The sequence below is a fragment of the Mesorhizobium sp. CO1-1-8 genome (assembly GCF_020164875.1).
Classification (GTDB): domain Bacteria; phylum Pseudomonadota; class Alphaproteobacteria; order Rhizobiales; family Rhizobiaceae; genus Mesorhizobium.
In genome coordinates this window covers 186669-211499 of the sequence record NZ_JAIUGZ010000007.1, presented here as the reverse complement: position 1 = coordinate 211499, position 24831 = coordinate 186669, and the positions used below count along the sequence as shown (strand labels likewise).

General features: G+C 62.8%; 24 protein-coding genes and 1 tRNA gene. 15 read left to right on the top strand and 10 right to left on the bottom strand.

What is annotated here, in order from left to right:
* Positions 1-12: 12 nt before the first annotated feature.
* The 6 genes from tatB to LB558_RS16635 all read left to right on the top strand — a co-directional run bounded on the left by tatB (position 13) and on the right by LB558_RS16635 (position 6237).
* Positions 13-816 (top strand): Sec-independent protein translocase protein TatB, encoded by an 804-nt coding sequence (gene tatB / locus LB558_RS32920; protein ID WP_263495292.1) that lies wholly within the window; start codon positions 13-15, stop codon positions 814-816.
* The gene (tatC, locus tag LB558_RS16655; RefSeq protein WP_013531297.1) at positions 813-1679 is read left to right on the top strand and encodes a twin-arginine translocase subunit TatC; all 867 of its coding nucleotides are present in this window, start codon (positions 813-815) and stop codon (positions 1677-1679) included. Before tatB ends, tatC begins: the two co-directional genes overlap by 4 nt.
* A gap of 132 nt (positions 1680-1811) precedes the next feature.
* A complete protein-coding gene (gene serS / locus LB558_RS16650) occupies positions 1812-3116 on the top strand; it encodes a serine--tRNA ligase (RefSeq protein ID WP_224698550.1) in 1305 nt (434 codons plus the stop codon).
* A complete protein-coding gene (gene surE, locus LB558_RS16645) occupies positions 3116-3874 on the top strand; it encodes a 5'/3'-nucleotidase SurE (RefSeq protein WP_024503850.1) in 759 nt (252 codons plus the stop codon). Before serS ends, surE begins: the two co-directional genes overlap by 1 nt.
* Complete coding sequence (locus LB558_RS16640; protein WP_224698549.1) at positions 3871-4530, top strand: protein-L-isoaspartate(D-aspartate) O-methyltransferase; 660 nt, start codon at positions 3871-3873, stop codon at positions 4528-4530. Before surE ends, LB558_RS16640 begins: the two co-directional genes overlap by 4 nt.
* Before the next feature lie 186 nt (positions 4531-4716).
* Positions 4717-6237 (top strand): peptidoglycan DD-metalloendopeptidase family protein, encoded by a 1521-nt coding sequence (locus LB558_RS16635; RefSeq protein ID WP_224698548.1) that lies wholly within the window; start codon positions 4717-4719, stop codon positions 6235-6237.
* A 131-nt stretch (positions 6238-6368) separates the two neighbouring features.
* Here the strand turns inward: LB558_RS16635 and LB558_RS16630 are convergent, their stop codons facing one another.
* Complete coding sequence (locus tag LB558_RS16630) at positions 6369-7259, bottom strand: NAD-dependent epimerase/dehydratase family protein (RefSeq protein ID WP_224698546.1); 891 nt, start codon at positions 7257-7259, stop codon at positions 6369-6371.
* A gap of 98 nt (positions 7260-7357) precedes the next feature.
* Between LB558_RS16630 and LB558_RS16625 the strand changes: the two genes are divergently transcribed.
* Entirely contained in the window at positions 7358-8215 is an 858-nt protein-coding gene (locus LB558_RS16625) for an AraC family transcriptional regulator (protein WP_224698544.1), read from the top strand.
* Here LB558_RS16625 and LB558_RS16620 read toward each other — a convergent pair.
* Positions 8205-9080, bottom strand: a complete 876-nt coding sequence (locus tag LB558_RS16620) for an ATP-binding protein (protein WP_224698542.1) — start codon at positions 9078-9080, stop codon at positions 8205-8207. The genes LB558_RS16625 and LB558_RS16620 overlap by 11 nt on opposite strands.
* A gap of 298 nt (positions 9081-9378) precedes the next feature.
* Between LB558_RS16620 and yajC the strand changes: the two genes are divergently transcribed.
* The 4 genes from yajC to LB558_RS16600 are packed head-to-tail and all read left to right on the top strand — an operon-like array spanning position 9379 to position 13580.
* Entirely contained in the window at positions 9379-9717 is a 339-nt protein-coding gene (gene yajC, locus LB558_RS16615; protein WP_013531305.1) for a preprotein translocase subunit YajC, read from the top strand.
* A 51-nt stretch (positions 9718-9768) separates the two neighbouring features.
* Positions 9769-12318: a protein translocase subunit SecDF gene (gene secDF / locus LB558_RS16610; protein WP_224698541.1), complete on the top strand. Its 2550-nt coding sequence runs from the start codon at positions 9769-9771 to the stop codon at positions 12316-12318.
* A 25-nt stretch (positions 12319-12343) separates the two neighbouring features.
* Positions 12344-12736, top strand: coding sequence for an Mth938-like domain-containing protein (locus LB558_RS16605; RefSeq protein WP_412033472.1), 393 nt, complete (start codon positions 12344-12346; stop codon positions 12734-12736).
* Between the two features lies 1 nt (position 12737).
* On the top strand, positions 12738-13580 hold the full coding sequence (locus LB558_RS16600; RefSeq protein ID WP_224698539.1) for a phytoene/squalene synthase family protein: 843 nt from the start codon (positions 12738-12740) through the stop codon (positions 13578-13580).
* An 8-nt stretch (positions 13581-13588) separates the two neighbouring features.
* On the opposite strand, the gene LB558_RS33210 is transcribed toward LB558_RS16600, so the two are convergent.
* The 4 genes from LB558_RS33210 to LB558_RS16585 form a co-directional block, all read right to left on the bottom strand.
* On the bottom strand, positions 13589-13831 hold the full coding sequence (locus LB558_RS33210; RefSeq protein ID WP_412033471.1) for a type II toxin-antitoxin system ParD family antitoxin: 243 nt from the start codon (positions 13829-13831) through the stop codon (positions 13589-13591).
* Complete coding sequence (gene trmFO / locus LB558_RS16595) at positions 13783-15201, bottom strand: methylenetetrahydrofolate--tRNA-(uracil(54)-C(5))-methyltransferase (FADH(2)-oxidizing) TrmFO (RefSeq protein WP_224698538.1); 1419 nt, start codon at positions 15199-15201, stop codon at positions 13783-13785. Before trmFO ends, LB558_RS33210 begins: the two co-directional genes overlap by 49 nt.
* A gap of 581 nt (positions 15202-15782) precedes the next feature.
* Positions 15783-15923: a DUF1127 domain-containing protein gene (locus LB558_RS16590; protein ID WP_013531314.1), complete on the bottom strand. Its 141-nt coding sequence runs from the start codon at positions 15921-15923 to the stop codon at positions 15783-15785.
* Positions 15924-15972: 49 nt separating this feature from the next.
* A complete protein-coding gene (locus LB558_RS16585; RefSeq protein WP_013531315.1) occupies positions 15973-16113 on the bottom strand; it encodes a DUF1127 domain-containing protein in 141 nt (46 codons plus the stop codon).
* Positions 16114-16349: 236 nt separating this feature from the next.
* On the opposite strand from LB558_RS16585, the gene LB558_RS16580 reads away from it, so the two are divergent.
* Genes LB558_RS16580 through LB558_RS16570 form a run of 3 tightly spaced genes read left to right on the top strand, consistent with a single transcriptional unit; the run spans position 16350 to position 19524 of the window.
* Positions 16350-17468: a DUF2157 domain-containing protein gene (locus LB558_RS16580; protein ID WP_224698536.1), complete on the top strand. Its 1119-nt coding sequence runs from the start codon at positions 16350-16352 to the stop codon at positions 17466-17468.
* Positions 17465-18049, top strand: a complete 585-nt coding sequence (locus LB558_RS16575; RefSeq protein WP_224698535.1) for a GDYXXLXY domain-containing protein — start codon at positions 17465-17467, stop codon at positions 18047-18049. The genes LB558_RS16580 and LB558_RS16575 overlap by 4 nt, the downstream gene beginning before the upstream one ends.
* A gap of 26 nt (positions 18050-18075) precedes the next feature.
* Positions 18076-19524, top strand: coding sequence for an aromatic amino acid lyase (locus LB558_RS16570; protein ID WP_224698534.1), 1449 nt, complete (start codon positions 18076-18078; stop codon positions 19522-19524).
* Between the two features lie 108 nt (positions 19525-19632).
* Here the strand turns inward: LB558_RS16570 and LB558_RS16565 are convergent.
* The 3 genes from LB558_RS16565 to LB558_RS16555 all read right to left on the bottom strand — a co-directional run bounded on the left by LB558_RS16565 (position 19633) and on the right by LB558_RS16555 (position 21611).
* Positions 19633-19718 (bottom strand) — tRNA-Leu (locus LB558_RS16565).
* Between the two features lie 284 nt (positions 19719-20002).
* Entirely contained in the window at positions 20003-20668 is a 666-nt protein-coding gene (locus tag LB558_RS16560) for an outer membrane protein (protein ID WP_224698533.1), read from the bottom strand.
* Between the two features lie 91 nt (positions 20669-20759).
* Positions 20760-21611: an alpha/beta fold hydrolase gene (locus LB558_RS16555; RefSeq protein ID WP_224698532.1), complete on the bottom strand. Its 852-nt coding sequence runs from the start codon at positions 21609-21611 to the stop codon at positions 20760-20762.
* Positions 21612-21758: 147 nt separating this feature from the next.
* Between LB558_RS16555 and ade the strand changes: the two genes are divergently transcribed.
* Positions 21759-23576 (top strand): adenine deaminase, encoded by a 1818-nt coding sequence (gene ade / locus LB558_RS16550; protein WP_224698531.1) that lies wholly within the window; start codon positions 21759-21761, stop codon positions 23574-23576.
* A gap of 24 nt (positions 23577-23600) precedes the next feature.
* Here ade and LB558_RS16545 read toward each other — a convergent pair whose 3' ends face one another.
* A complete protein-coding gene (locus tag LB558_RS16545; RefSeq protein WP_224698530.1) occupies positions 23601-24764 on the bottom strand; it encodes an alpha/beta hydrolase in 1164 nt (387 codons plus the stop codon).
* Positions 24765-24831: the final 67 nt, after the last annotated feature.

Here is a 24831-nt window from a genome sequence, read left to right as displayed (position 1 = left end):
GAACAGAGTGCCATGTTTGAAGTCGGCTGGACCGAAATGCTGGTCATCGCGATCGTCATGATCGTGGTCGTCGGGCCCAAGGATTTGCCCAATATGCTGCGCACCTTCGGTCGCACGACGGCGAAGCTGCGCGCCATGGCGTCCGACTTCCAGAAACAGTTCAACGAGGCGCTGAAGGAAGCTGAGCTCGACGACGTCAAGAAGTCAGTCGACGAACTCAGGGGCCTCAGCCCGATGGCCGAGATCAGGAAGCAGCTCAATCCGTTCGAGCAGGCCGCGGCCGACGTTCGCTCCGGCGTCGACGCAGCGATGAAGCCGAAGCCTGCGGATGATCCAGCAACACCTGCCGCTTCGACCCCGCAGGCGGCCGAGCCATTGAAGAACGGTGCAACGACCATGCCTGGCGTCAACGGGCCGGAAGCAGCGCCAGCAGCGCCGATTTTCCCGGCAATGATCGACGAATCGGTAGTGACGTCGTCAGTGTCGGCGGTACCTGTTGCGGCGCCGAAGGCGTCTGCGGAGAAGAAAACAGCCAAGCCTGCGCCGGCAAAGGCGATGCCGGTTGCAAAAGCATCGGCCAAGGCTTCGGCAAATGGCGCAAAGGCTCCTGCGCCCGCGAAAACGGCCGTCGTGAAGGCCACGCCTGCGCCCAAGGCGCAAGCGAAGCCAGTGATGGCGGCAAAGCCTGAAACGCCCAAAGCCGCCAAGCCTGCCGCGGCCAAGGCGATCGCGACCAAGACGGGGGCGAAAGCCGAACCGAAGCTTTCAGCGGCGAAGAAGCCGGCGGCCAAGAAGACGGCGGGAGCCGCCAAGTGAGCGTTTCGGACACCGAAAAGGACGAGATCGAGAAATCGTCGGCGCCGCTGATGGAGCACCTGATAGAGCTACGCAGGCGGCTGATCTGGTCGCTGGGCGGCTTCTTCGTTGCCTTCCTGGTCTGTTTCTTCTTCGCCAAGAAGCTGTTCAACCTTCTGGTCGTCCCGTTCAAATGGGCGACGCAGTGGGCAGGGCTCGATCCGCACAAGGTCGAGCTGATCTACACGGCGCCGCAGGAATTCTTCTTCACCCAGGTCAAGCTCGCCATGTTCGGCGGCATGGTGATCGCCTTTCCGCTGATTGCCACGCAAATCTACAAATTCATCGCGCCCGGCCTCTACAAGAACGAGCGCAACGCCTTCCTGCCGTTCCTGATCGCGTCGCCGATCCTGTTCCTGATGGGTGCGTCGCTGGTGTATTTCTTCTTCACGCCGATGGTGATGTGGTTCTTCCTCGCCATGCAGCAGGCTGGCACCGACGATCAGGTGCAGATTTCGCTGCTGCCGAAAGTGTCGGAATATCTCAGCCTGATCATGACGCTGATCTTCTCCTTCGGCCTCGTGTTCCAGCTGCCAGTGGTGACCAGCCTGATGACGCGTGTCGGCATGCTGTCGTCCAAGGGGCTGGCCGAGAAGCGCAAATGGGCGATCGTCATCGCCTTCGTCGTCGCGGCCGTGCTGACGCCGCCCGATCCGATGAGCCAGATCGGCCTGGCGATCCCGACCATCCTTCTCTACGAGGTCTCCATCTGGGCCGCCCGGCTGATCGAGCGCGATCAGGAAAAGCAGCGCGTGGCACGCGAGAAGCAGGACGCGGCGGAAGAGGTCGCCGAGAAGAAGCCGGCGGACGCGTCCTCGACATAGATTGCGCCAGGAACGCCGATGCTAGCCTCTATGTCCAGCAACGGCGGAAAAATACAGTCGCCGCCCGGTCCATCTTGCATCAATCGAGGATGCGGTTTACGCCCTCTGGCCTAGCTCAGGAGCGTTCAAACCATGCTTGACATCAAATGGATTCGCGACAACCCGAAGGCCCTAGTCGAGGCGCTGGTCAAGCGCTCGTGGTCGGCTGACGAGGCGCAGTCCACGGTCGACGGGCTGATCGCCTCGGACGAGGCGCGGCGCGAACATGTCACCGAGCTGCAGACCAAGCAGGAGAGCCGCAATGCCGCGTCGAAGGAGATCGGCAACGCTATGCGTTCGGGCGATTCCGCCTTGGCCGAGACGCTGAAAGCCGAAGTCGGCGAGATCAAGGTCTTCATCCAGAACGGCGAGGCGCGCGAACGCGAGCTCGACAAGGCGCTGAATGATGCGCTGGCTGTGCTGCCCAACGTGCCTTTCGACGACGTGCCTGTCGGCAAGGACGAGCACGACAATGTCGTCAAGCACATCGTCGGCAAGGTACCGACGCGGCCGAACTGGGTGAAGGAGCACTTTGAGATCGGCGAAGCGCTCGGCATGATGGATTTCGAGCGCGCGGCAAAGCTGTCAGGCTCGCGCTTTACGGTGCTGAAAAGCGGACTGGCTCGGATGGAACGCGCGCTCGGCCAGTTCATGCTGGACCTGCATACCACCGAACATGGCTACGAAGAAGTCATCCCGCCGTTGATGGTCAAGGACGATGTTCTGTTCGGCACCAACCAATTGCCGAAGTTCGAGGAAGATCTGTTCTTCACGCCGCACGGGGAGGGCAGGCTTGGCCTGATTCCCACCGCCGAGGTCCCACTCACCAACCTTGTGCGTGAAGAAATCACCGCGCATGAAAAGCTACCGCTGCGCTACACCGCGCTGACGCCGTGTTTCCGTTCGGAAGCGGGCTCGGCCGGGCGCGACACGCGCGGCATGCTGCGCCAGCATCAGTTCTACAAGGTCGAGCTGGTGTCGATCACCGATCAGGAATCGTCACTTGCCGAGCATGAGCGGATGACGCAATGCGCCGAGGAAGTGCTGAAGCGGCTCGGGCTGCCGTTCCGCACCATGACGCTGTGCACCGGCGACATGGGGTTTGGCGCGCGCAAGACTTACGACATCGAGGTCTGGCTGCCCGGCCAGAACGCCTATCGCGAGATCTCGTCCTGCTCGGTGTGCGGCGACTTCCAGGCGCGCCGCATGGACGCCCGCTACAAGGACAGAGACGGCAAGGGCAACCGCTTCGTGCACACGCTCAACGGTTCGGGCACTGCCGTCGGCCGCGCGCTCATCGCCGTCATCGAAAACTACCAGAATGAGGATGGCAGCGTAACCATTCCTGAAGTGCTGCGGCCTTACATGGGGGGTCTGGAAAAGATCGAAGCGAAATAATGCGTATCCTCCTGACCAATGACGACGGCATTCATGCCGAGGGCCTGGCATCGCTCGAACGCGTCGCACGCACACTGTCTGACGATGTCTGGGTGGTGGCGCCCGAGCAGGACCAGTCCGGCTATGCGCATTCGCTGTCGATCTCGGAGCCGCTGCGGCTGCGCAAGATTGGCGAGAAGCATTTTGCCGTGCGCGGCACGCCGACAGATTGCGTCATCATGGGCGTCAAGAAGATCCTGCCTGGCGCACCCGACCTGATCCTGTCCGGCATCAATTCGGGTGCCAACATCGCCGATGACGTCACCTATTCCGGCACCGTCGCCGGCGCCATGGAAGGCGCGCTGCTCGGCATCCGCTCGATCGCTCTCAGCCAGGGCTACAGCTATGTCGGCGAGGACCGCGTCGTCCCCTACGAGACGACGGAGGCGCTGGCGCCGGCGCTGCTGAAGAAACTTGTCGCGACGCCATTGCCGGACGGCGTGCTGCTCAACGTCAATTTTCCCAACTGCACGCCCGAGGAGGTCGCCGGCACGGTGGTCACCTCGCAAGGCAAGTTGGTGCACAGCCTGTGGGTCGACGAGCGCCGCGACGGGCGCGGCCTGCCTTACTACTGGCTGCGTTTCGGCCGCGAGCCGGTCGAAGGCAAGCAAGGCACCGACCTTTACGCCCTGCGCAACAGGCTGGTGTCGGTGACGCCGCTGCAGCTCGATCTGACCGCGCATGAAATCCGTGACCAATTGAGCAAGGCGCTTGCATGAACCAGGGCCTTCCGATCGATGACCGCGAAGGTTTTGCCGCCTTTCTGCTGCGCCTGCGCGGCCGGGGGACTGTGCCGAAGGCGCTGATCGCGGCCTTCGAGGCGACGCCGCGGCGCGGGTTCCTCGCGGCTCAGTTCCATTCCATCGCCTGGTCGGACCGCATGCTGCCGATCGAATGCGGCGAGGCGATCGAAGGCGCCGACATGCAGGCGGCGGTGATCGCGGCGCTCGCCATCGAGCAGGGCAACCGCGTGCTCGAGGTCGGTACCGGCTCGGGCTACACCTCGGCGGTGATGTCGCGGCTGGCCGCGCGGGTCATCACCACCGATCGCTACAAGACGCTCGCCGAGCAGGCGCGGCAGCGCTTCGAGGCGCTCGGCATCGGCAATGTGATCGTGCGCCATGCCGATGGTTCCGGCGGGCTGCCGAATGAAGGGCCATTTGACCGCATCGTCGCCTGGGCTGCCTTCGACAGCCTGCCGCGCTTCCTGCTCGACCAGTTGTCGAGCGGCGGTATCGTCATCGCTCCGATCGGCCCTGAAGAGGGCGAACAGGTGCTGGCCAAGCTGACCAAGGTCGGCAGCCGTTTCGAGCGTGAAGACATCGGCCTCGTTCGCCTGCAGCCGATCCTGCGCGGTGTCGCCGCTATCATCTAGCGCGTATGGCGATGTTCAGGCCGCGCCGCGTCGCGGGCGACCCCGGCCTGACCTGAAAATCTCCCCTCGGCTCGCTCTCTAATATTTTAAGAAAAATGGCGTCGGATTCCATGGGGTTAACCGTCGAGTAACATTAACGCGCTTTAATCATGCCTAGTTTGTACCGGGTATGTGCGGGTTAGTGCGATGCAACTCAGTGTTTTGAAGACAAGCGGTCGCAATCTGGCGCGAGGCTGCGCCATACTGATGGTCGCGGGTGCTGCTGCGGGGTGCAGTTCCCAGGTTTCGCGGTTCAATGGCGTCGACGACGTCTTTACATCCTCGACCAACAATCAGCGCGCCATCATCAACAAGCAGGATGCCGTGCAGCAGCCCTATCCGGGCGATGTCGCGGCCGCTCCGATCGATGGCAGCCATACACAATCGGTCAGCCGCTCCAGCCTCGAGCCGGTCTCGACGCGGCCGCTGCCGCCGCCCGTTGCCCAGGCGCAGCAGGCTCCCGGACTGGCGCCGGCATCGAAGCCTGTGCGTACCGCACTGGCCCCGGCACCGCATGTCGACAGGACTACGACCGGCACCGTCGCGCCGGCGGCGTCGCCTTTCAAGGTTTCGCAACCTGACGAACCCCGCGTGGCTGCTTCCGGCACTCCGCATGCAACCGAGATCGTCGTCAGGGACGGTGAAACGATCGGCGGCCTGGCGCAGCGCTACAAGGTGCCATCAGACGTGATCATGAAGGTCAACGGGCTGAGCGCGACCAAGGGGCTGAAGACCGGCCAGAAGCTGGTCATCCCGGCCTACGCCTATTCGAGCAAGAGTGAGCCGAAGCTCGCGGATGCCAAGCCGGCGAAAGACACCAAGCACAACCTGCCGGCCACTGCGCCGGACAAGGTCGCCGTCCTGCCGCAGCAGCCGAAGCTCAAGGAGGGCAAGTCCGCCGCTCAGGTCGACACGTCGACCGCCGCGAGCCAGCCCAAGGAGCCCAAGCCCCAGGTGGCCGCGGCCAAGGCGACCAATGCAGCTGGCACCTATACGGTCCAGTCGGGCGACACGCTTTCGTCGATTGCCAGAAAGACCGGTGTCGGCGTCGTTGCCATCAAGCAGGCCAACGGCATGCAGGATGGCTTGCTCAAGATCGGCCAGACCCTGAAGGTGCCGGCCGGTGGAACCGCGACAGTCGCTGCTGCCAAGCCGGCCAAGGTCGATCCGGTGACGACGGCCACGACGCAGCCCGCGGCAAAGACCACGCCGTCGGAAACGCTGGCGTCCTACACGCCGCCGAAGAAAGATTCGAAGGTCATCCAGCAGGCCGAAGACGACGACGCCGTCGCGCCCGACGCCACCGGCATCGGCAAGATGCGCTGGCCGGTGCGTGGCCGTGTGATCTCCGGTTTCGGCTCCGGCAAGGATGGCGTCGACATCGCCGTGCCGTCGGGAACGCCGGTCAAGGCAGCCGAGAACGGTGTCGTCATCTATGCCGGCGACGGCCTCAAGGAATTCGGCAATACGGTTCTGGTGCGCCACGAGAATGGGCTGGTCACCGTCTACGGCCACGCCAGCTCGATCGAGGTGCAGCGCGGCCAGAAGGTCAAGCGCGGCCAGGAAATCGCGCTGTCGGGCATGAGCGGCACGACGGACTCGCCGAAGCTGCACTTCGAAGTGCGCAAGAACTCGGCCCCGGTCGATCCCTCCGGCTATCTCGAATAGTCGGGGTTATCTCGAATAGAAGAAAAAAAGCAATTTGCGGGACATCTGACCTCCAGTCCGCCCGCCGGCTCAGCCCGTTCCGCAAGGAACGGGCTTTTTCAGTTTCTCGTCGAATATCTACTTCTCAAGGGTCAAAGATGATCGCGCAGGGTGTCGGCGATCATCACCTCAAGGCTGCTGGCCTTCATCCCGAGAAGCGCCTCTGCGTCGGAGGAATCGACCAGCAAGGGGCTGTCGAAGAGGTAGCTCATCTCGATCAACTCATGCATGCCCAATGCTTCCATCTCGGCGATGGAATAGGAACGCGTTTCTGAAACGTCCCGGCGAAGCATCGCCGCGGTTTTCTGGATGAGTACCCGGGGTGAGGCATGTTGCGAGGGAACATGAAACCCCCGTCCCCATTCGCCTGTGTAGCGGGAAGCCGCAACCAGCGTCTCGGCGACGTCCTTCGTGAAGGTCCAGGCATGAGTTGCGTCGAGGTTTCCGATGAATGCGGTAGGCTTCCCCTCGATGATGGAGGGCAGGGCGACCAGTGAGAAATAGCTGATAGCACCATGCCCCAGATAGTCGCTGGACCGCACTTCGATCGCCGGTACATTGGCACGGACCGCCCGCTGCCACATGATCGTCCTGGCGGTTCCTTTTTTCGAAGTCGGATCAAGAGACAGATTGGAGCGAAGCGGGCTGTCGGCATTTTGCCCGTAGCCATAAAGGTTGCCGAGCACGACCAGCTTCGCGCCGACCGCTTCCGCGGCGCGCACGGTACCGTCGATGATCGGGAAAAAGTCGGTCGGCCACCTATGGTAGGTGGCCATGGCACACATGAAGATGGCATCGGCGTTTCGTGCGATCCGCGATAGTTCCGAGGCATCAGTGGCGTCGGCCTGCACGGCCCGCACGTTCTGCAGCGCGTTAGAGCCGACACTTCGGCTCGTGAGAACGACATCATGTCCGTCTTCACCAAGAAGGCGAGCGGTCTCGCGTCCAACCGGGCCTGCTCCGACAACAACATAGAAACTCATGGCATAACCTCTCGTCCAAGCTTGATGGAGAGGCGTAGGTACATGTCCACGGCATTGAAAATCGCGCGGAAATTGCCAAATCTTGAACAGGTTTTGCCATGAATGGAGAGGGCATGCGTTCGCAATCCGCTTCGGCCCAATCCCCGTCCGACGTAACAATTGCCGCCTTGCATGTCGAAGCGGGCGTCCATCGTCTACCCCGGGCGCCACACCTTCGCATCATGGTGCATGCAAGCGCGTCGACGCGCTCTTACTGCAATCAGGTTGGACGATATTTCGTGAGGCGCGCCGGCGATATCGACCTGGTGCCCGCCGGTCAGGAGGGTGGTTTCGAGGCCGAAACCGCGTTTGACACGATTGAAATTGCGCTGCGGCCGGCCTTGATGGAAAGGGTGGCGGCGGAACTTGGGGGCAAGGCGCGAGCGTTGCGGCTCGACACACGCCATTTGCTTCGTGACCAGCGCATCGAACATCTCGCTCGAGCACTCGAGAGCGACCTCAATGCAAACGCGCCGAGTGGCTCGCTGTTTGCCGACAGCATTGGCGCCGCGCTCGCGGTGAGGCTGCTTGGCCTCGATGATTCCGAAATGGATCGAACGAACCGGTTGTCGGATACCCAGCTCAAGCGCGTCCTGGAGCATATCGAGGCTGCTTTGCACGAACCCCTGTCGATCCATCGACTAAGCCGGGTTGCCGGTGCAAGCAGCTCGCACTTGCGGACATGGTTCAAGGTGGCAACGGGCTTCACCCTGCACCGCTACGTGTTGCGACGTCGCGTCGAACGCGCACGCGTCCTGCTGCAGGAAGGCGATCTTAGCACAAGCGAGGTGGCGGAATTGACTGGCTTCGCACACCAGTCACATCTGGCGCACTGGATGCGCCGCGAGATCGGCCAAACGCCGCGTGACCTGCGACGGGCACAGCCGCCCAAAGCGATCCAACGCATCACTCCTTGAGCGGCTTGCCGAGCCGGCCGGCCAGGTCTTGGGTGAACTGCCAGGCAACGCGGCCCGAGCGGCTGCCGCGGGTGGTCGCCCATTCCAGTGCTTCGGCGCGCAGTTGCTCGGAATCCATGACTAGGCCATGGTGGCTGATATAGCCGTCGATCATGTCGAGATACTCGTCCTGCGAACATTTATGGAAGCCGAGCCACAGGCCGAACCGGTCGGACAGCGACACTTTTTCCTCGACCGCCTCGGACGGGTTGATGGCGGTCGAGCGCTCGTTGTCGATCATGTCGCGGGGCAAAAGATGGCGGCGGTTCGAGGTGGCGTAGAAGATGACATTGGCGGGGCGACCCTCGACGCCGCCTTCGAGCGCTGCCTTCAGCGACTTGTACGAGGTGTCGTCATGGTCGAAGGACAGGTCGTCGCAAAACAGGATGAAGCGGAAGGGGGCCGCCTTCAGCAATCCCATCAGCTTCGGCAGCGTGTCGATGTCCTCGCGGTGGATTTCGATCAGCTTCAACGGCAGGTCGGACTTGGCCTCGGCGTTGATCTGGGCATGCACGGCCTTGACCAGCGACGATTTGCCCATGCCGCGCGCGCCCCACAACAATACGTTGTTGGCCGGATAGCCGGCAGCGAAGCGTTCGGTGTTGTCGACAAGGATGTCGCGGACGCGGTCGACGCCACGGATCAGGCCGATGTCGACGCGATTGACCTTGCGCACCGGCTCCAGATAGCCCGGATCGGCCTGCCAGACGAAACAATCGGCCTCGCCGAGGTCGGTTTGGGGCACCGGCGGCGGGGCAAGGCGACTTACCGCCTCGATCAGCCGGTCGAGTTTCTGGTTCAGGGCTTCAATGCTGCTGTCGGGCATGGCTGTCTTTTGTTTTCGCGTTTTGACGTGTGGGGGCGTGAAGCTGGCCGATTCCGTCTGATACAAAACCGGTTGCAACCTTTTGTTCGAGCGTGATCTCTGGACAAACGGTTTCCGTTTGTCCGCAAAAACCGGCTCGCGCTTTTCGCGATCCTGCTCTAACACGGCTCAACAGGCCGGAAAAGCAGCCGATTTGGCCGGCCGCGCAGTTGCATTGACAACTTTACCGACTATATTCCGGCCAAATTTCAAGGGGCCGCCAAATTGGCGGCTGTTTTCAAAATTCAGGAGTACCTCGATGTTCGTGACACCGGCATACGCCCAAGGCGTCGGCGCTTCTCCCGACATGTTCATCAGCATTTTGCCGTTTGTCCTGATTTTCGTGATCATGTATTTCCTGATCATCCGGCCGCAGCGCACGCAGCTGAAGAAGCGCGGCGAGATGCTGGCCGCCGTCCGTCGCGGCGACACGGTTGTCACCGGCGGCGGCTTCGTCGGCAAGGTGACCAAGGTGATCGACGACAACGAGCTCGAGGTCGACCTCGGCAATGGTTTGAAGGTGACGGCGCTGCGCTCGACGATCGCCGATGTGCGCGTCAAGGGCGAGCCGGTGGCCAACCAGAACGCCAAGAAATAATCCAATTTCAGGCGGAGCGATCCGCGGACACGCTCTGACGGACGACGCCATATGTTGTATTTCTCGCGCTTCAAGATGATCCTGATCTGGGTGGCCGTGGCCATCACGGTGATCCTCGCCGCGCCCAATCTCATCCCCGCAAGCACCTTGGCCCAACTGCCGAGCTGGGTGCCGAAGCGTCAGATGACGCTCGGCCTCGATCTGCAGGGCGGCTCGCACATCCTGCTGGAGATGAACCAGAACGATCTGATCAAGGATCGGCTGGAGACGACGCGCGACGAGATCCGCACGCTGCTGCGCGACGCCAAGATCGGCTACACCGGCCTCGCCGGCACTGGACGTGTCTTGCAGGTCCGCATCACCGATCCCGCCCAGATCGATGCCGCCAAGACGGCGCTGAAGACGCTGACCGATCCTGTGGCTGCCGGCCTGTTCACCGGCGGCTCCGTCCAGGAAATGACGCTCGACGATTCCGAGCCGGGCCTGCTCAAGTTCACCGTGACCGATGCCGGCATCAAATACCGCACGTCGACCGCGCTGACGCAGTCGATCGAGGTGGTCGAGCGCCGCGTCAACGAACTCGGCACGACCGAACCAATCGTGCAGAGGCAGGGCGACGACCGTATCCTTGTCCAGGTGCCGGGTCTTCAGGATCCGCAAAGGCTGAAGGAAATCCTCGGCCAGACCGCCAAGCTGACCTTCCAGATGGTCGACCAGTCGATGCCGGTGCAGGACGCGCTCAACGGCCGTCCGCCCGCTGGCTCGTCGGTGCTGTATTCGCAGGACGATCCGCCGGTTCCGTATCTGATCGAGAACCGCGTCATCGTTTCGGGTGAAAACCTGGTCGATGCGCAGGCGACATACAATTCGCAGAACAACGAGCCGGTGGTTTCGTTCCGTTTCGATTCGAAGGGTGCCGCACGTTTTGGCCAGGCGACTTCACAGAATGTCGGCAAGCTGTTCGCCATCATCCTCGACAACCAGGTGATTTCAGCGCCGCAAATCCGCGAGCCGATCCTGGGCGGCACCGGTCAGATCTCGGGTAACTTCACCGCCCAGAGTGCCAACGACCTGGCGGTGCTGCTGCGCGCCGGTGCCTTGCCCGCGACACTGACGGTGATCGAAGAGCGTACGGTGGGTCCGGGCCTTGGTCAGGATTCGATCCATGCCGGCAAGGTCGCCGGCATCATCGGTTCTATCCTCGTCGTCGTGTTCATGTTCGTCGCCTACGGTTTACTCGGCTTCCTCGCCAACATCGCGCTGGCGGTGCACGTGGCGATGATCGTCGGGGTACTCTCGCTGCTCGGTGCGACGCTGACCTTGCCGGGTATCGCTGGTATCGTGCTGACCATCGGCATGGCGGTCGATTCCAATGTGCTGATCTACGAGCGTATCCGCGAGGAGCGACGCGCCGGCCGCTCGGTGATCCAGGCGATCGATACCGGTTTCACCAAGGCGCTGGCGACCATTGTCGATTCCAACATCACCTCGCTGATCGCGACCGTGGTGCTGTTCTATCTCGGTACCGGACCGGTGAAGGGCTTTGCCATCACGTATGCGATCGGCATCCTGACGACCGTCTTCACCGCGTTCACCTTCACCCGGCTGTTGGTCTCGATCTGGCTGCGCCGTGCGCGCCCGAAGGAATTGCCGCGCGCGCCGGTGACCTTCGTCCCGCCCGGCACGAAAATTCCGTTCATGGGCATCCGTCGCTGGACGTTCACGCTGTCAAGCGCGCTGTCGATCCTGTCGGTGGTGATGTTCATGACCGTCGGCATCAACTACGGTATCGATTTCAAGGGCGGATCGCTGATCGAAGTGCAGGCCAAGAGCGGCAATGCCGACCTCGCCGACCTCCGCGCGCGGCTGACCGAACTCAACATTGGTGAAGTCCAGGTCCAGCAGTTCGGTACGCCGAACGACGTGCTGATCCGTGTCGGGTCGCAGGATGGCGGCGAGAATGCCGAACAGACCGTCATCGACAAGGTGCGTGGCGAGTTGCAGGACGCCTATGACTTCCGCCGCGTCGAAGTGGTGGGACCGACGGTCTCCGGAGAACTCGCCAAGCAAGGCACGATCGCCATGCTGATCGCGCTGCTCGGCATCCTGATCTATGTCTGGTTCCGCTTCGAATGGCAGTTCGCGGTCGGCGCCATCGTGGCGACGGTGCACGACGTGGTCATGACGCTTGGCTTCTTCGTCATCACCGGGCTGGAGTTCAACCAGTCATCGCTGGCGGCGATCCTGACCATCATCGGCTATTCGCTGAACGACACGATCGTGGTCTATGACCGTGTTCGAGAGGATCTGCGAAAATACAAGCGTATGCCGCTGCCGCAGCTGTTGAACAACGCCATCAACGAGACGCTGTCGAGAACGACGCTGACCTCGGTGACGACGATCCTGGCGCTGCTGGCGCTGGTGCTGTTCGGCGGCGAGGTCATCCGCTCGTTCACCATGGCCATGCTGTTTGGCGTCGTCTTCGGCACCTATTCGTCGATCTTCATCGCCGCACCGCTGCTGATCCTGTTCAAGCTGCGGCCGCAGGCTTCGGCAGACGAAGAGAAGCCGGTCAATGGCGGCAAGGCGGTCGCGACCTGACGCGCCGCCCCGAAGGGGTATAACGGTGACCAGCAAAGGCATCGTCATCCGCGAGGCGCATTTTCCGGGCCGCGCACCGATCGAAGCCTATGGCAATGGCGGGTTCCGTTTTGCCGACATGTCGCATCGTGGCTCGCTGCTCTGTCTGCCATCCGGTATCCATGGCTGGGAACCGGCGGATCCTCTGGCGCTGACAGTGGCCGATTTCGACAAGCTGCTGGCAGAAGCCGACAAGGTCGAGATCCTGCTGGTCGGCATGGGCAGGGATCTCAGGCCATTGCCCGCCGCATTGCGGGCCGCGCTGAAGGCGGCCGGCATTGCGTCCGATCCGATGTCGACGGGGGCCGCCGTGCGGACCTACAATATCCTTCTGGCGGAAGAGCGCGCGGTGGCCGCGGCGCTCATTGCCGTCGATTGACATGTCTCGAAGCGCTGAAATCGTCATGGACGCGGTGCGCGTCGCCGATCATGACCGCTATCTGACCGCGCTCTACGCGCCGGAGGGCAAGCGCGACGCGCTGTTTTCGCTCTACGCCTTCAACGCAGAGATATCAGGTATCCGCGATCGCATCCATGAGGCGCTGCCGGGCGAGGTGCGGCTGCAATGGTGGCGCGATGTCATTGCCGCCGGCGGCGAGGCCGGCGCCGGCCATCCCACTGCCGAAGCCTTGAATGCCACCATAGCGACATTCGGCCTGCCGAAGCCGGCCTTCGAGAACATGCTCGACGCGCGTATCTTCGACCTCTACGACGACCCGATGCCGTCGCGCACCGATCTGGAGGGCTATTGCGGCGAGACGGCCGCAGCACTCATCCAGCTTGCGGCGATGGTGCTCGATCCCGGCGAGGCGCCACGCTTTGCCGAACTGGCGGGCAGGGCAGGCTGCGCGCAAGCGATGACCGGCCTGCTGCTGCTGCTGCCGCTGCATCGCCGGCGCGGACAGTGTTTTGTCCCGGCCGATATTCTGGCGGCGGCGGGATCGTCGCCGGAAGAATTCGTTGCTGGCGACGGTGGACCCGGCGCCAAACGCGCGGTGGCGGCGATGATGGCGCTGGCACGGGAACATCTTTCCGCCTTCGAGCAAGGCGCACCGGCTCTGCCGGTTTCGCTGCGTCCTGCATTCCTGCCGCTCGCCCTGTCACGTACCTATCTCGGCAAAATGGAGAATGGTTCGCCGCTCGAAGGCGTGGCGCGGCTGTCGGCCTTGCGCCGGCATTGGCTGCTGCTGCGTCGCGCGAGCAAGGGCTGGTCCGCACTTTGACGTAAACGTCAACCACGTCCCCGGAAGTGAGCGCGAACCTCTTCCCCGAATGGTTCGCCCTCGTGTTCCTCGATCGATGTCTTCACCCGCCCTGATCCACGCCATGCGCTCGGCGTGCTCTTCCTCTTCACGAAGGCGCGAAGGGCGGCGCGGATGACCTCGCTCGCCGATCCGAAGCAGCCGCCTTTGCCCTTCTCGCTGTTTATTCCGCCGCTTCGGCCGTTTCTGTTTGTGCCGGAAGTCCCAGCCACTCCCTACAATCGGCGCGTGCGCGCGATGTGATGGCGTGCCGCTTGGCGACGGTCTTGTCCTTGCCGCGCATGCGTTTGCCTTCGGTCTTCGGGGCTTCCACCGGCGGGAACAGGCCGAAATTGACATTCATCGGCTGGAAAGAGCGCTTTCCCGGCTCGTCATCCGAAACAATGTGGCCGCCGGTGATGTGGTTGAGCAGCGCCCCGAAGGCGGTGGTCAGCGGCGGCGGTGACAGTGTGTGGCCGAGCCGTTCAGCGGCGGCGAAGCGGCCGGCGAGCAGGCCGATCGCAGCGCTCTCGACGTATCCTTCGCAGCCGGTGATCTGGCCGGCGAAACGCAGGCCAGGGCGCGACTTCAACTGCAGCGAGGCGTCGAGCAAGGTCGGCGAGTTGATGTAGGTGTTGCGGTGCAGGCCGCCGAGGCGGGCGAAGTCGGCGTTTTCGAGACCCGGTATGGTGCGGAACACGCGCACCTGCTCGGCATGCTTCAACTTGGTCTGAAAACCGACCATGTTGTAGAGCGTGCCCAGCGCATTGTCCTGCCGCAGCTGGACGACGGCATAGGCTTTTACGGTCGGATTGTGGGCGTTGGTCAGCCCCATCGGTTTCATCGGCCCGTAGCGCAGCGTCTCGACACCGCGCTCGGCCATGATTTCGATCGGCAGGCAGCCGTCGAAATAGGGCGTGCCTTCCCATTCCTTGAATTCGGTTTTCTGGCCGTCGACCAGCGCTTGCACGAAGGCAAGGTACTGGTCCTTGTCCATCGGACAATTGATGTAGTCCTTGCCGGTGCCGCCTGGCCCGACCTTGTCGTAGCGCGACTGGAACCAGCAGGTATTCATGTCGATCGTGTCGAAATGGATGATCGGCGCAATGGCGTCGAAGAAGGCGAGCGCATCGGCGCCGGTCGCTTCCGCGATCGACTGGGCAAGCCCAGGCGCGGTCAACGGACCCGTGGCAACGATCGCCTGGTCCCAATCCGTCGGCGGCAGACCTGGCACTTCCTCGCGCCGGATGGTGATCAGTGGGTGTGCTTGGAGTTTTTTCGTCACGGCATCGGCGAATCCGTCGCGATCGACGGCAAGCGCACCGCCGGCCGGAACCTGGTTGGCGTCGCCTGCGCTCATGATCAACGAGCCGGCCAGCCGCATTTCGGCGTGCAGCAGGCCGACCGCGTTGTTGTCGGCATCGTCGGAGCGGAAGGAATTGGAACAGACAAGCTCGGCCAGGCTGTCGGTCTTGTGCGCATCGGTGCCGCGAACGGGCCGCATCTCATGCAGGATGACGGGCACGCCGGCCTGCGCTGCCTGCCATGCGGCTTCGGAACCAGCGAGGCCGCCGCCGATGATGTGGATTGGGTTTTTGCTCATGAACGCCGGAATAATCGCTTGGTGCGGCGATTGCAATTGCCGTGCGCGGTGCAAACAGCCGCTGATGGGAGCGCCCCCTGAAAACAACAACACCCGCCGGGGGAGGAGGTCCGGCGGGTGTCGTTTTTGGGGTCGACCCTCGGGAGGAGGTGAAGGCCGACCATATTCGTCATCGCCGGGGAGGAGGTCGGCTTTGACGAAATTCCTTTCGCCTTTTTAAAAGGGGCGAAACCTCAGGAGCAAAATTCGTTTTGCTCCAGGGAAACAGCGCCCGCCGCGGGAGGAGGTGCGGCGGGCGCCGTTTTTGTGGCCAACCCTCGGGAGGAGGTGAAGGTCGGGCCTATTCGTCATCGCCGGGGAGGAGGTCGGCTTTGACGAAAACTCTTTCGCTGTTTGAAAAGGAGCGAAACCTTTGGGGCAAAATTCACTTTGCTTCGGGGAAACAGCGCCCGCCGCGGGAGGAGGTGCGGCGGGCGCCGTTTTTGTGGTCAACCCTTGGGAGGAGGTAAGGGGTGACCGTATTCGTCAAGGTCGGGGAGGAGGTCGACCCTGCCGAAATTCTGTCTAGATCGCCATTCTGGTTAGATGGCTTGCCGGGCGATGATCTTGATTTCGTCGCGGACGATACCGAGATCATGCAGCTGGCGGTTGGAAAGGCGACCCAGCTCGGTAACCGTCTCGCGATAAACGCGCCAGTTACGATAGTTGCGGATCAGGTTCATTGTCGTTCTCTTTTTCAAAACTGGTTCGGACCATTCGCGGTCCGAAGAATTAGACCGCCTTGCGAGCGACGTAAGGAATGTCGCTGCGGCTGATGCCGAGGTCGGTCAGTTCACGGTTGCTCAGGCGGCTCAGCTCGGACACGGTGTCCCTGTAGCGGCGCCAGTTGCGGTAGTTGCGGATCAGGTTCATGGTAGTTCTCGTTTCGTCTTTCTTGCGGATCATTCCGTTTGTGTACGAACTATAAATAGGCGGACCCATATCGATTTAAAAGCGCTATGGCTGCATGGCAGCAATGCAAATTGTGCAATGCAGCATTAACGAGCGTTCACGGACCTGACACAAAGAAACCCGAATCGGAAAATGCCGCTGCGTCAGCGGTTTGACCGGATCGGCTGAAAAAAAGACCGAACTGGGGGAGATGCAGCATGGCGAGCTATTCGTCGCGGGTCAGGGCGGATATCGCGCGTTGGCTGCAGGCCGGGCTGATCGACGCCGCCATTGCCGATTCGCTTTCGCGCGATGTCGAGGCCAACGAGCGCAAGTCGCTCAGCTTCGGCTCTATCCTGGCGATGATGGCTGCCTTGCTGTTCGGCGCTGCCATCCTGATTTTCGTCGCCGCCAATTGGGACGCGATCCCGCGGCTGGCGCGCGTGGCGGCACTCTTTGCGGTCATCCTTGGCGGCTATGTCGGCGGCGCGCTGTTGAAGATGCGCGACCATGCGGCGATCGGGGAAGCGCTCTGGATCGTGGCGGCTGCGGCTTTCGGGGGCTCGATCGCGCTGATCGGCCAGATGTATCATCTCTCGGGCGACGAGGCCTCGGCTCTGGTCACCTGGGGCGCCGGCACGGCGCTGGCGGCGGTTGCGCTGCGTTCTAATCCGCTGACGGTCGCTTCGGTCGGCATCGCCGATGCCTGGCTGTTCCTCAAAGGCTTCGATTACTACAGCCGCAGCGAATTTCCGCATGCCTTCGTGATCATGGCGATCGTGCTGTTTGCCGTCTCGTTCTGGACCCGCAGCCAGGCGGCGCGCCACCTGATCATCCTGTCGGTTCTGTTCTATCTTGTGCTGCTCGTCACCAACCACGACACGCTGCAGGTGGCGATCCCGCTGGTCGTCGTCTCGGCGCTGCTGTTCGCGGCCTCGGTCTTCGCCCCGGATCCGGTCGACCGGGTCGTGCAACTCGGCGGCCGCTTGCCCTTGCACGCACTGCTCGGCTTCCTCACCGGCCTCGCAATGATCCAGTTCGAACTCGCCGATGAGAGCACCTACAACAGCGGTTTCGCAATCGCCTCGGTCGTCGCGCTGGCCGGCATTGTCGCCGCAATCGTGCTGGCGGGACGGGAGAGCCGCGGTTTGCGCTGGCTTGCCTATCTCGGCTTCGCCTTCGAACTCGCCATCATCTATGTGGTGACCCTGCAATGGATGCTCGATACGGCCGGTTTCTTCCTGGCCGCCGCGGTGCTGCTCGGCATCCTTGCGATCGTCATCATCCGCGTGGAAAAACGCATGAAGGGCCCAGTTGCCAAAGGAGCCACGGCATGATCAGCGGGAAAAGGCTTGTCATCTCGGCACTGGTGCTGGCGCTCGTCCAGATCGGCTTCCTGAGCTGGATCATCGCGGGCCGGGCGGCGATCCTGCGCAACGGCAAGGAGGTGCTGCTGAAGATCGAACCTGTCGATCCGCGCGACCTCCTGCGCGGCGACTATATTATCCTCGGCTACGAGATTTCGCGCATCCCGGTGAAGATGATCGCCAACATTCCACCCGACAAATTTTCCAGCGACGACACCTCGATTGTCGTGCGCCTGAAGAAGGGCGCCGACGGCTATTGGCAGCCGACGAACGCCTGGTTCGGCAAGGCGCCAACGCCGGCCGCCGCGGACGAAGCCGATATATCAGGCCACGTCGCCGAGGGCTGGGATCTTCGCGGCGAAGAGGCGACCATCGCGCCGGACTACGGTATCGAGCGCTTCTATCTGCCGGAAGGCGAGGGGATGGCGATCCAGAACGACATGCGGGTGCGGCCATTCGGCATCCGTCTTGCGCTCGCCGGCGACGGGACCGCGCAGATCAAGGCGCTGGTCGACGGCGACAAGACGCTGTTCGAGGAACCACTCTACTAAGTCCCTTATTTCCAGTGGTGTGAAGCATGCCAGTTAGCCTGTCGAAGCGTGAGGACATCAACCTCGACACTGTTTTCCGCGTCGCCTGGAAGAAGGACACGGTGGAGATCAACGAGAAGGCCTTGCAGCGTATCGCCGAATGCCGCGCCTCGTTTCTCAGGCTGATTGAATCCGATCCGCCACCCGTCATCTATGGCGTCACAACCGCGATGGGGGAATTGGCAAGCCGAAAGCTCGAAGCTGACGAGCGTGATCGCCATGCGCGCATCAAGGCGTTTGCCGCCGCCACCTCGTTCGGCGATCCCTTGCCCGATCGCGTGGTCAGGGGGATTGTGCTTGCCCGCCTGGCGAACTTCATCGAGGGGAACGCCGCCACAACGCCGCGCATCGCGCTTGCCGTGGCCGCAATGCTCGACGGTGGGCCGATGCCGACGGTGCCGGCCTCCGGCCAGGGCGGTGCCGGTGAGATCCTGGCGCTCTACCCCTTGTTTGCTGAACTTTCGACGCGCTTCGACCTTGAGGTCAAGGAACGCGGCTCGCTCATCAACGGCTCGCCTTGCGCTGCCGCTCTGGTGGCCGACGCAGCGCTTGCGGCACGCCGCCGCATCCGCATGGCGCACCAGGTGTTCGCGCTGTCGATCGAGGCGTTTCGTGCCCCGCTCGAACACTATGACGCCGCCCTCGACACGCTCTGGGGCGACGAGCATGAGGCCGCGGCCCTGCAGGGTTTGCGGGAATTTCTGGTCGACGCCGGCGATGGGCGACGCAATTATCAGGCGCCGGTCAGCTACCGCATCGTGCCGCGCGTCCTCGGCCAGGCGCATCGTGCGCTGTCGTTGGCCGAGCGGGCGGCCGATGTGTCGCTGGCCTCGATATCGGACAATCCGGTCTATATCCCGCCCGACGATGCACATCCGCTCGGCCGTTGCATCAGCACCGGCGGCTATCACAACGCCATGGCGACGCCGGCGCTGGACGATCTGGCGGCGATATGGGCCGATATCTGCCTGCTCTGCGACCGCCACGCCTCGAAGCTTCTGAACGGCAAGGTGTCGCTGCTGCCGGATCTGCTGATGACCGGACGACACTCAGCCGACAGTGACGGCCATGGCAATGTCGGCTATGTGCCGATGGCGATCACCGGCTATCTCGAACAGGCCAAGCTGGCCGCGCAACGTACCTTCATTCCGGGCACGGAATCGGCCGGCGCGGGGCAGGACGACGTCGCCACGACGGCGTTCTTCGCATGGACCAAGGAAGCGACCGCCGGCCGCTGCGTCGATGCGGCCATGGCGATGCTGGCGATGATCGCCTCGCAGGCGCTGCACGTCACCGCACGCACGCCGCCGCCGGCACTGCGCTCCTTCGTCGATCAAATCAGAGCTATCGTGCCGCCTGTCGGCGCCGATCGCGTGCTGGGGCCGGAGCTTGCCAGGTTGGCGGAATGGTTCACTGAGAAAGTATTCGAGGCGTAGAGATGCCGGAACAAGGCGTGGCCGGTGAAATTGGTGCGCCTGAACGGATGAAGTTCGAACCTGCCGAGCTTCAGGTGGCCCGCCACCCGGAGCTCGAAGAGCGAAGGGTGGTGCGGACGACGGGAATCGAACCCGTACGATCAGAGATCGAGGGATTTTAAGTCCCTTGCGTCTACCAATTCCGCCACGTCCGCAGGCCAGCCCTTTTCAGACGCCAGACACAGGCCGTCAAGTCGTGTTGTTGAGCGTTCGCCGAACGTGCAAACAGACAGGGCGACTTGATGATACTGGCGCGATCACGGAATTATCGGCGCGGCGGGTAGTGGTAGGATGCCTGTGTGATGGATTTGATCCGCCAAGGCCGGCGCCTCTCAGGCCCAACCCATTCCCCCCGCCCACTGGGAGCGTCGGCCGCCCTTCCATGAAAGAGCCCCTCGGGTGGTTGCCTGGGCCGGCAGCGTCGCGATTGTGGCCCTGCTCAGAACTTGTAGCTCAAATTGATCCCGACCGCATTCAGCTTCACGTTCTGATCGCGATCGTTAAAAGGTTCTGCCACCTCGTAGTGCTCGGAGCCGAAATCATAGTAGCGATACTGCGCGCCGACGACGAACTTGTCGGTCAGCGCGTAGTCGACACCGGCACCCACGGTCCAGCCGACATTCGTGCGCGTGCTGGCGAACGCCGGGCCTGCGACTTGCGATGTTTCGATGCCGGCAAAGGCGACACCGCCAATGCCGTAAACCAGCAGGCGATCCATGGCATAGCCAGCTTTGGCGTTGACCGACCCGAACCACTTGATGTCGGTGCCAAATGGGCTTCCCAGGCCCGATTCCGCTGTGCCGTCGATGGAGGAATAGTTGAGGTCCGCCTGGGCGCCGAGCACCGCCTGGTCGAACTGCCACAGGCCGGCGACATGGCCGCCGATGAAACCGCCGTCAATGTCGGGCGTGATGGAAAACGGCGCGCCTTCCGTCACTGAAATATCGGATTGGCCCCAGCCATAGCCGGCCTGCAGACCGGCGTAGTAGCCTGTCCAGTCGAAGCCGGGCGCGGTCATCGGCACGTCGACCGTTGGGTCGGCTGCAAAAGCCGGCGCGGCCAGAGCGGCAAGAAAACCGGCACTTGCGATCATCAGGCGACGCATCGAACTCCCCGAAATGATGATTCAGAAAGATCGCTAGAAGGATAACCGCATTCGCCGCAATCGCAATCCCCCTGTCGCCGCACAGAATCCTCTACTTGGCGTCGATGAAGTCCAGCACAGCCTGGCTATATTCATCCGGCGCTTGCAGCATGGCGAAATGACTGGCGTTGGGCAGAAAGATCAGCTTCGCGCCCGGGATGACGGAGGCGATGTATTCGGTGTGTTCGCGCTTGATCGCCTCATCATGGTCGCCGGCAACGATCGCCGTCGGCGTGGTTATCTCAGCGAGCTGTTCCTTGCTCCACGCCGGCTCGCTCTCCCACATATGGCTCATCTGCGCCACGAAGGCGTCATACTGGTCCGGCGTCTTCGACATCCTCTTGTAGTCGCGGCCGGAACGGTCGATGTAGGCGGCAAAGGTCTTGTTGGTCATCACGCCCGGATCGAGGCCATCGGTGGTTACGTTGGCGGCTTGGGCAAAGAGCCTTGTCAGCCGCTCCGGATGATGCAGCGCGATGTCGATGCCGATAATGCCGCCATCGCTCCAGCCGACAAGCGCGGTCTTGTCGATCTTCAGGTAGTCGAGCAGCGCCAGATAGTCCGACGCCATCAAGTCGTAGCCGTAAGGCTGCTCGGTGCGGGTGGAGCGACCGTGGCCGCGGCTGTCGGCGACTATCACCTTGTGCGTTTTGGAAAGCGTGGCCACCTGGCTGGCCCAGATGTCGGCGTGGCCGAGGCCGCCATGGATGAGCAGCACCGGGTCGCCCGCGCCGAAAACGGCGTAGTACATCTGGATGCCGTTCACCGGCGCATATCCGCTCCGATCAGGTTTGGGCATGGCCGTCGGCTCCGGCAAGGTCTGCCAACGTTCCTCGGCGACAGCAAAAGTGGTCGACGCTGCGAACAAGATGACGATGGCGAACGCTTTCCAAAAACGGGTCATGTTTTCCCTCAAATGGCTCGGTCCGCGGTCAGCATCGCGTTTTAGCCGGATTAGTCAACAAGCCCTGCCTGCCGCCGGATGTCGGACCAACGGCTCTGGCGGCGCCCGCCGACATTTGCGACACTGGCCGCAACCGAGGAATCGCCAATGACGAAAGCCAAGCCCGCAAGGCCCGCGAAACCCAGACCATGGACCGAGATGGCGACACATCTGGTCGATGTCGCGATGGGGCGGAAGCCCGCTGACCTGGTCGTGCGCAACGGTCGCTGGGTGAATGTCCATTCGGGCGAGGTCATCGCCGGCACCGACATCGCCATTGCCGGCGGCCGCTTCGCTTATTGCGGGCCGAATGCCAGCCATGCCATCGGCCAGGGCACGAAGGTGGTCGACGCCGGCGGGCGCTATCTGGTGCCCGGTCTCTGCGACGCGCATATGCATGTCGAAAGCGGCATGGTGACGGTGACCGAGTTCTGCCGTGCCGTCATTCCGCACGGCACCACCTCGATGTTCATCGACCCGCACGAGATCGCCAATGTGCTGGGCCTGCCCGGCGTGCGACTGATGCATGACGAGGCCGTTGCCATGCCCATCAACGTGCATGTGCAGATGCCCTCCTGCGTGCCTTCGGCGCCTGGGCTGGAACATGCCGGCGCCGAGTTGACGGTCGCCGATGTCGCTGAAGCGATGACCTGGGAGAACATTATAGGCTTGGGCGAAGTGATGAATTTCCCCGGTGTCGCCGCCAATGATCCTGTCATGTCGGGCGAGATCGCGGCGACGGTCAATGCAGGCAAGACGGTCGGCGGCCACTATGCCTCGCGCGATCTCGGCCTGCCGTTCCATGGCTATGTCGCCGGCGGCCCCGAGGACGATCATGAGGGCACGCGCGCCGAGGACGCCATCGCCCGCGTGCGCCAGGGCATGAAGGCGATGCTGCGGCTGGGCTCAGCCTGGTACGACGTCGCCTCGCAGATCAAGGCGGTGACGGAGAGCGGCATCGATCCGCGCAACTTCATCCTGTGCACCGACGACAGCCATTCCGGCACGCTGGTCCAGGAAGGCCATATGGACCGCGTGGTGCGCCACGCCATTCAACAGGGGTTGAAGCCGGTGACGGCGATCCAGATGGCGACGCTCAACACCGCCCAGCATTTCAAACTGGAGCGCGAGATCGGCTCGATCGCGCCGGGCCGGTTGGCCGACCTGCTGATCGTCTCGGATCTCGCGGCAATGACCATCGACGAGGTCTATGCACGCGGCGTCAGGCTGGCCAAGGGCGGCAAGCTCGAAATCGACATTCCGGCCTATGACTACCCCGGGACGGCGAAGAACACCGTCAAGCTCGGCAAGAAGCTGAAGGGCGATGACTTCGATATCGCCGCCCCCAAAGGCGCCAACGAGGTGCGGGTGCGTGTCATCGGCGTCATCGAGAACCAGGCGCCGACGCGCGCGCTGGAGGCCGATCTGCCGGTCGAGGACGGGCTGGTCGGCATGGACCGCCGCAACGACATTTGCCAGATCGCCCTGGTCGAGCGCCACCGGGGCACGGGCGGCGTCACCAACGCCTTCGTCTCCGGCTTCGGCTATATGGGCGACTGCGCCCTGGCATCCAGCGTGGCGCATGACGCCCACCACATCATCTGCGTCGGCACCAACAAGCAGGACATGGCGCTGGCGGTAAACCGGCTGGGGGAGGTCGGCGGCGGCGTCGTGCTGTTTTCCAAGGGCAAGGAATTGGCGCTGGTCGAGATGCCGATCGCCGGCTTGATGTCGGATGAGCGAGCCGAAATCGTTGCGGCAAAGGCGGAGAAACTAACCGAGGCGATGCGCAAGATGGGCTGTTCGCTGAACAACGCCTACATGCAGCACTCGCTGCTGGCGCTGGTCGTCATTCCCGAACTCAGGATTTCGGACGTCGGCTTGATCGACGTGACGACCTTCCAGAAAGTCGATCTGTTCGTTTGAGATCAGCCATCGGCGCTCTGCTGCTCACCCGCCGGTGACGATGGTCAGCACCTTGAACGGCGTGGTGATGACGATCTCGGCGACGGAGCCGACGGCCTTGCCGAGGCCTTGACCAAGATTGTTGAGCTGTGTCGGATCGGGTTCGTCCGAGGCGAGGCCCGCCGGCGCCCGCAGCCGGTCGCCGAGCAGTTGCACCATGATGGGGTTGTCGGCGAATTTGGCGTGGTTGAGGCGGTCGCCGCCCTTGGCCTGGGTCAGGTCGACCACGGACACGCCATAGCTGGCAAGGTCGGCGGCGTTGCCGTAGTCGCCGACACGCGGCTTGTCACCGGAGATCAGGGACGAAAGTTTGAGCGCACGGTCGTCGCCGGAAAGCAGGATGGCGAACGGCTTGTCCGGTTTGCCGTAGCGGATCATCTGTTTCTTGAAGACGTCGACATCGATGTCGGGCGAGGCCAGGATGACATAGCCGAGCTTGCCGTCGAGATCGCGGTCGCCGGTGATGGCAAGCTGGCGCAGCGCCTCCATCGTCACCCAGGTTCCCATCGAATGGGCGATGATGTCGATGCTCTTGACCTTGGTTTTGGCCAGCATCCTGAGCGTCGCTTCGAGGTCGTCGCGCGCCGCATTGGCGCTTTCCTTATCGTAGATGTAGCCGGTCGTCTTGCCGCTCGACGCCCATGAGAACAGCACCGGGGTGCCGGGATATTTCGTGTCGTGCGCGATCTGCGTCAGTCGGTAGATGCCGTCATCGAAACCGTTGTTGAAGCCGTGCACGAAAACCAGCGCACGGTCGCCGCGCATGGAAATGTCGGCGCCGACCGCCTTGGCGAATTGCGGCGCGCCCTCGTAGAAGGTGACGTCCTTGGCGGTAAAATCCTTGGCAGGATTGCTGTTTGCGGATCCCTTGGCCCGTTCGATGGCGCCGACCTGATGGCTTTTCGGAACGGTGACATCGACACGGGCAAAGCTGGTGGTCAGCGAGCGATCGCCATCGTACACCTGTCGCGGATCCTTGGTTGCCCTCTGGCGGGTGGTGGCGACGAAGATTTCATGCGTGGCCGCGATGTCGGAAGCGGGCACCGAAACCGTCGTCCTGTTGAGCAGGTCGTGCGTTTTCCCGCCGGCGCAGCCGGTGACAGCGAGCGCCAATGCAACGACGAGGTAGCTCTTCGAACGCACGGTCACACGCAGGCTCCCGCAAAAGGGGACGTCAAACGCGTGACGTCGCTGGCTATTCCGATAAGGCCAGAGA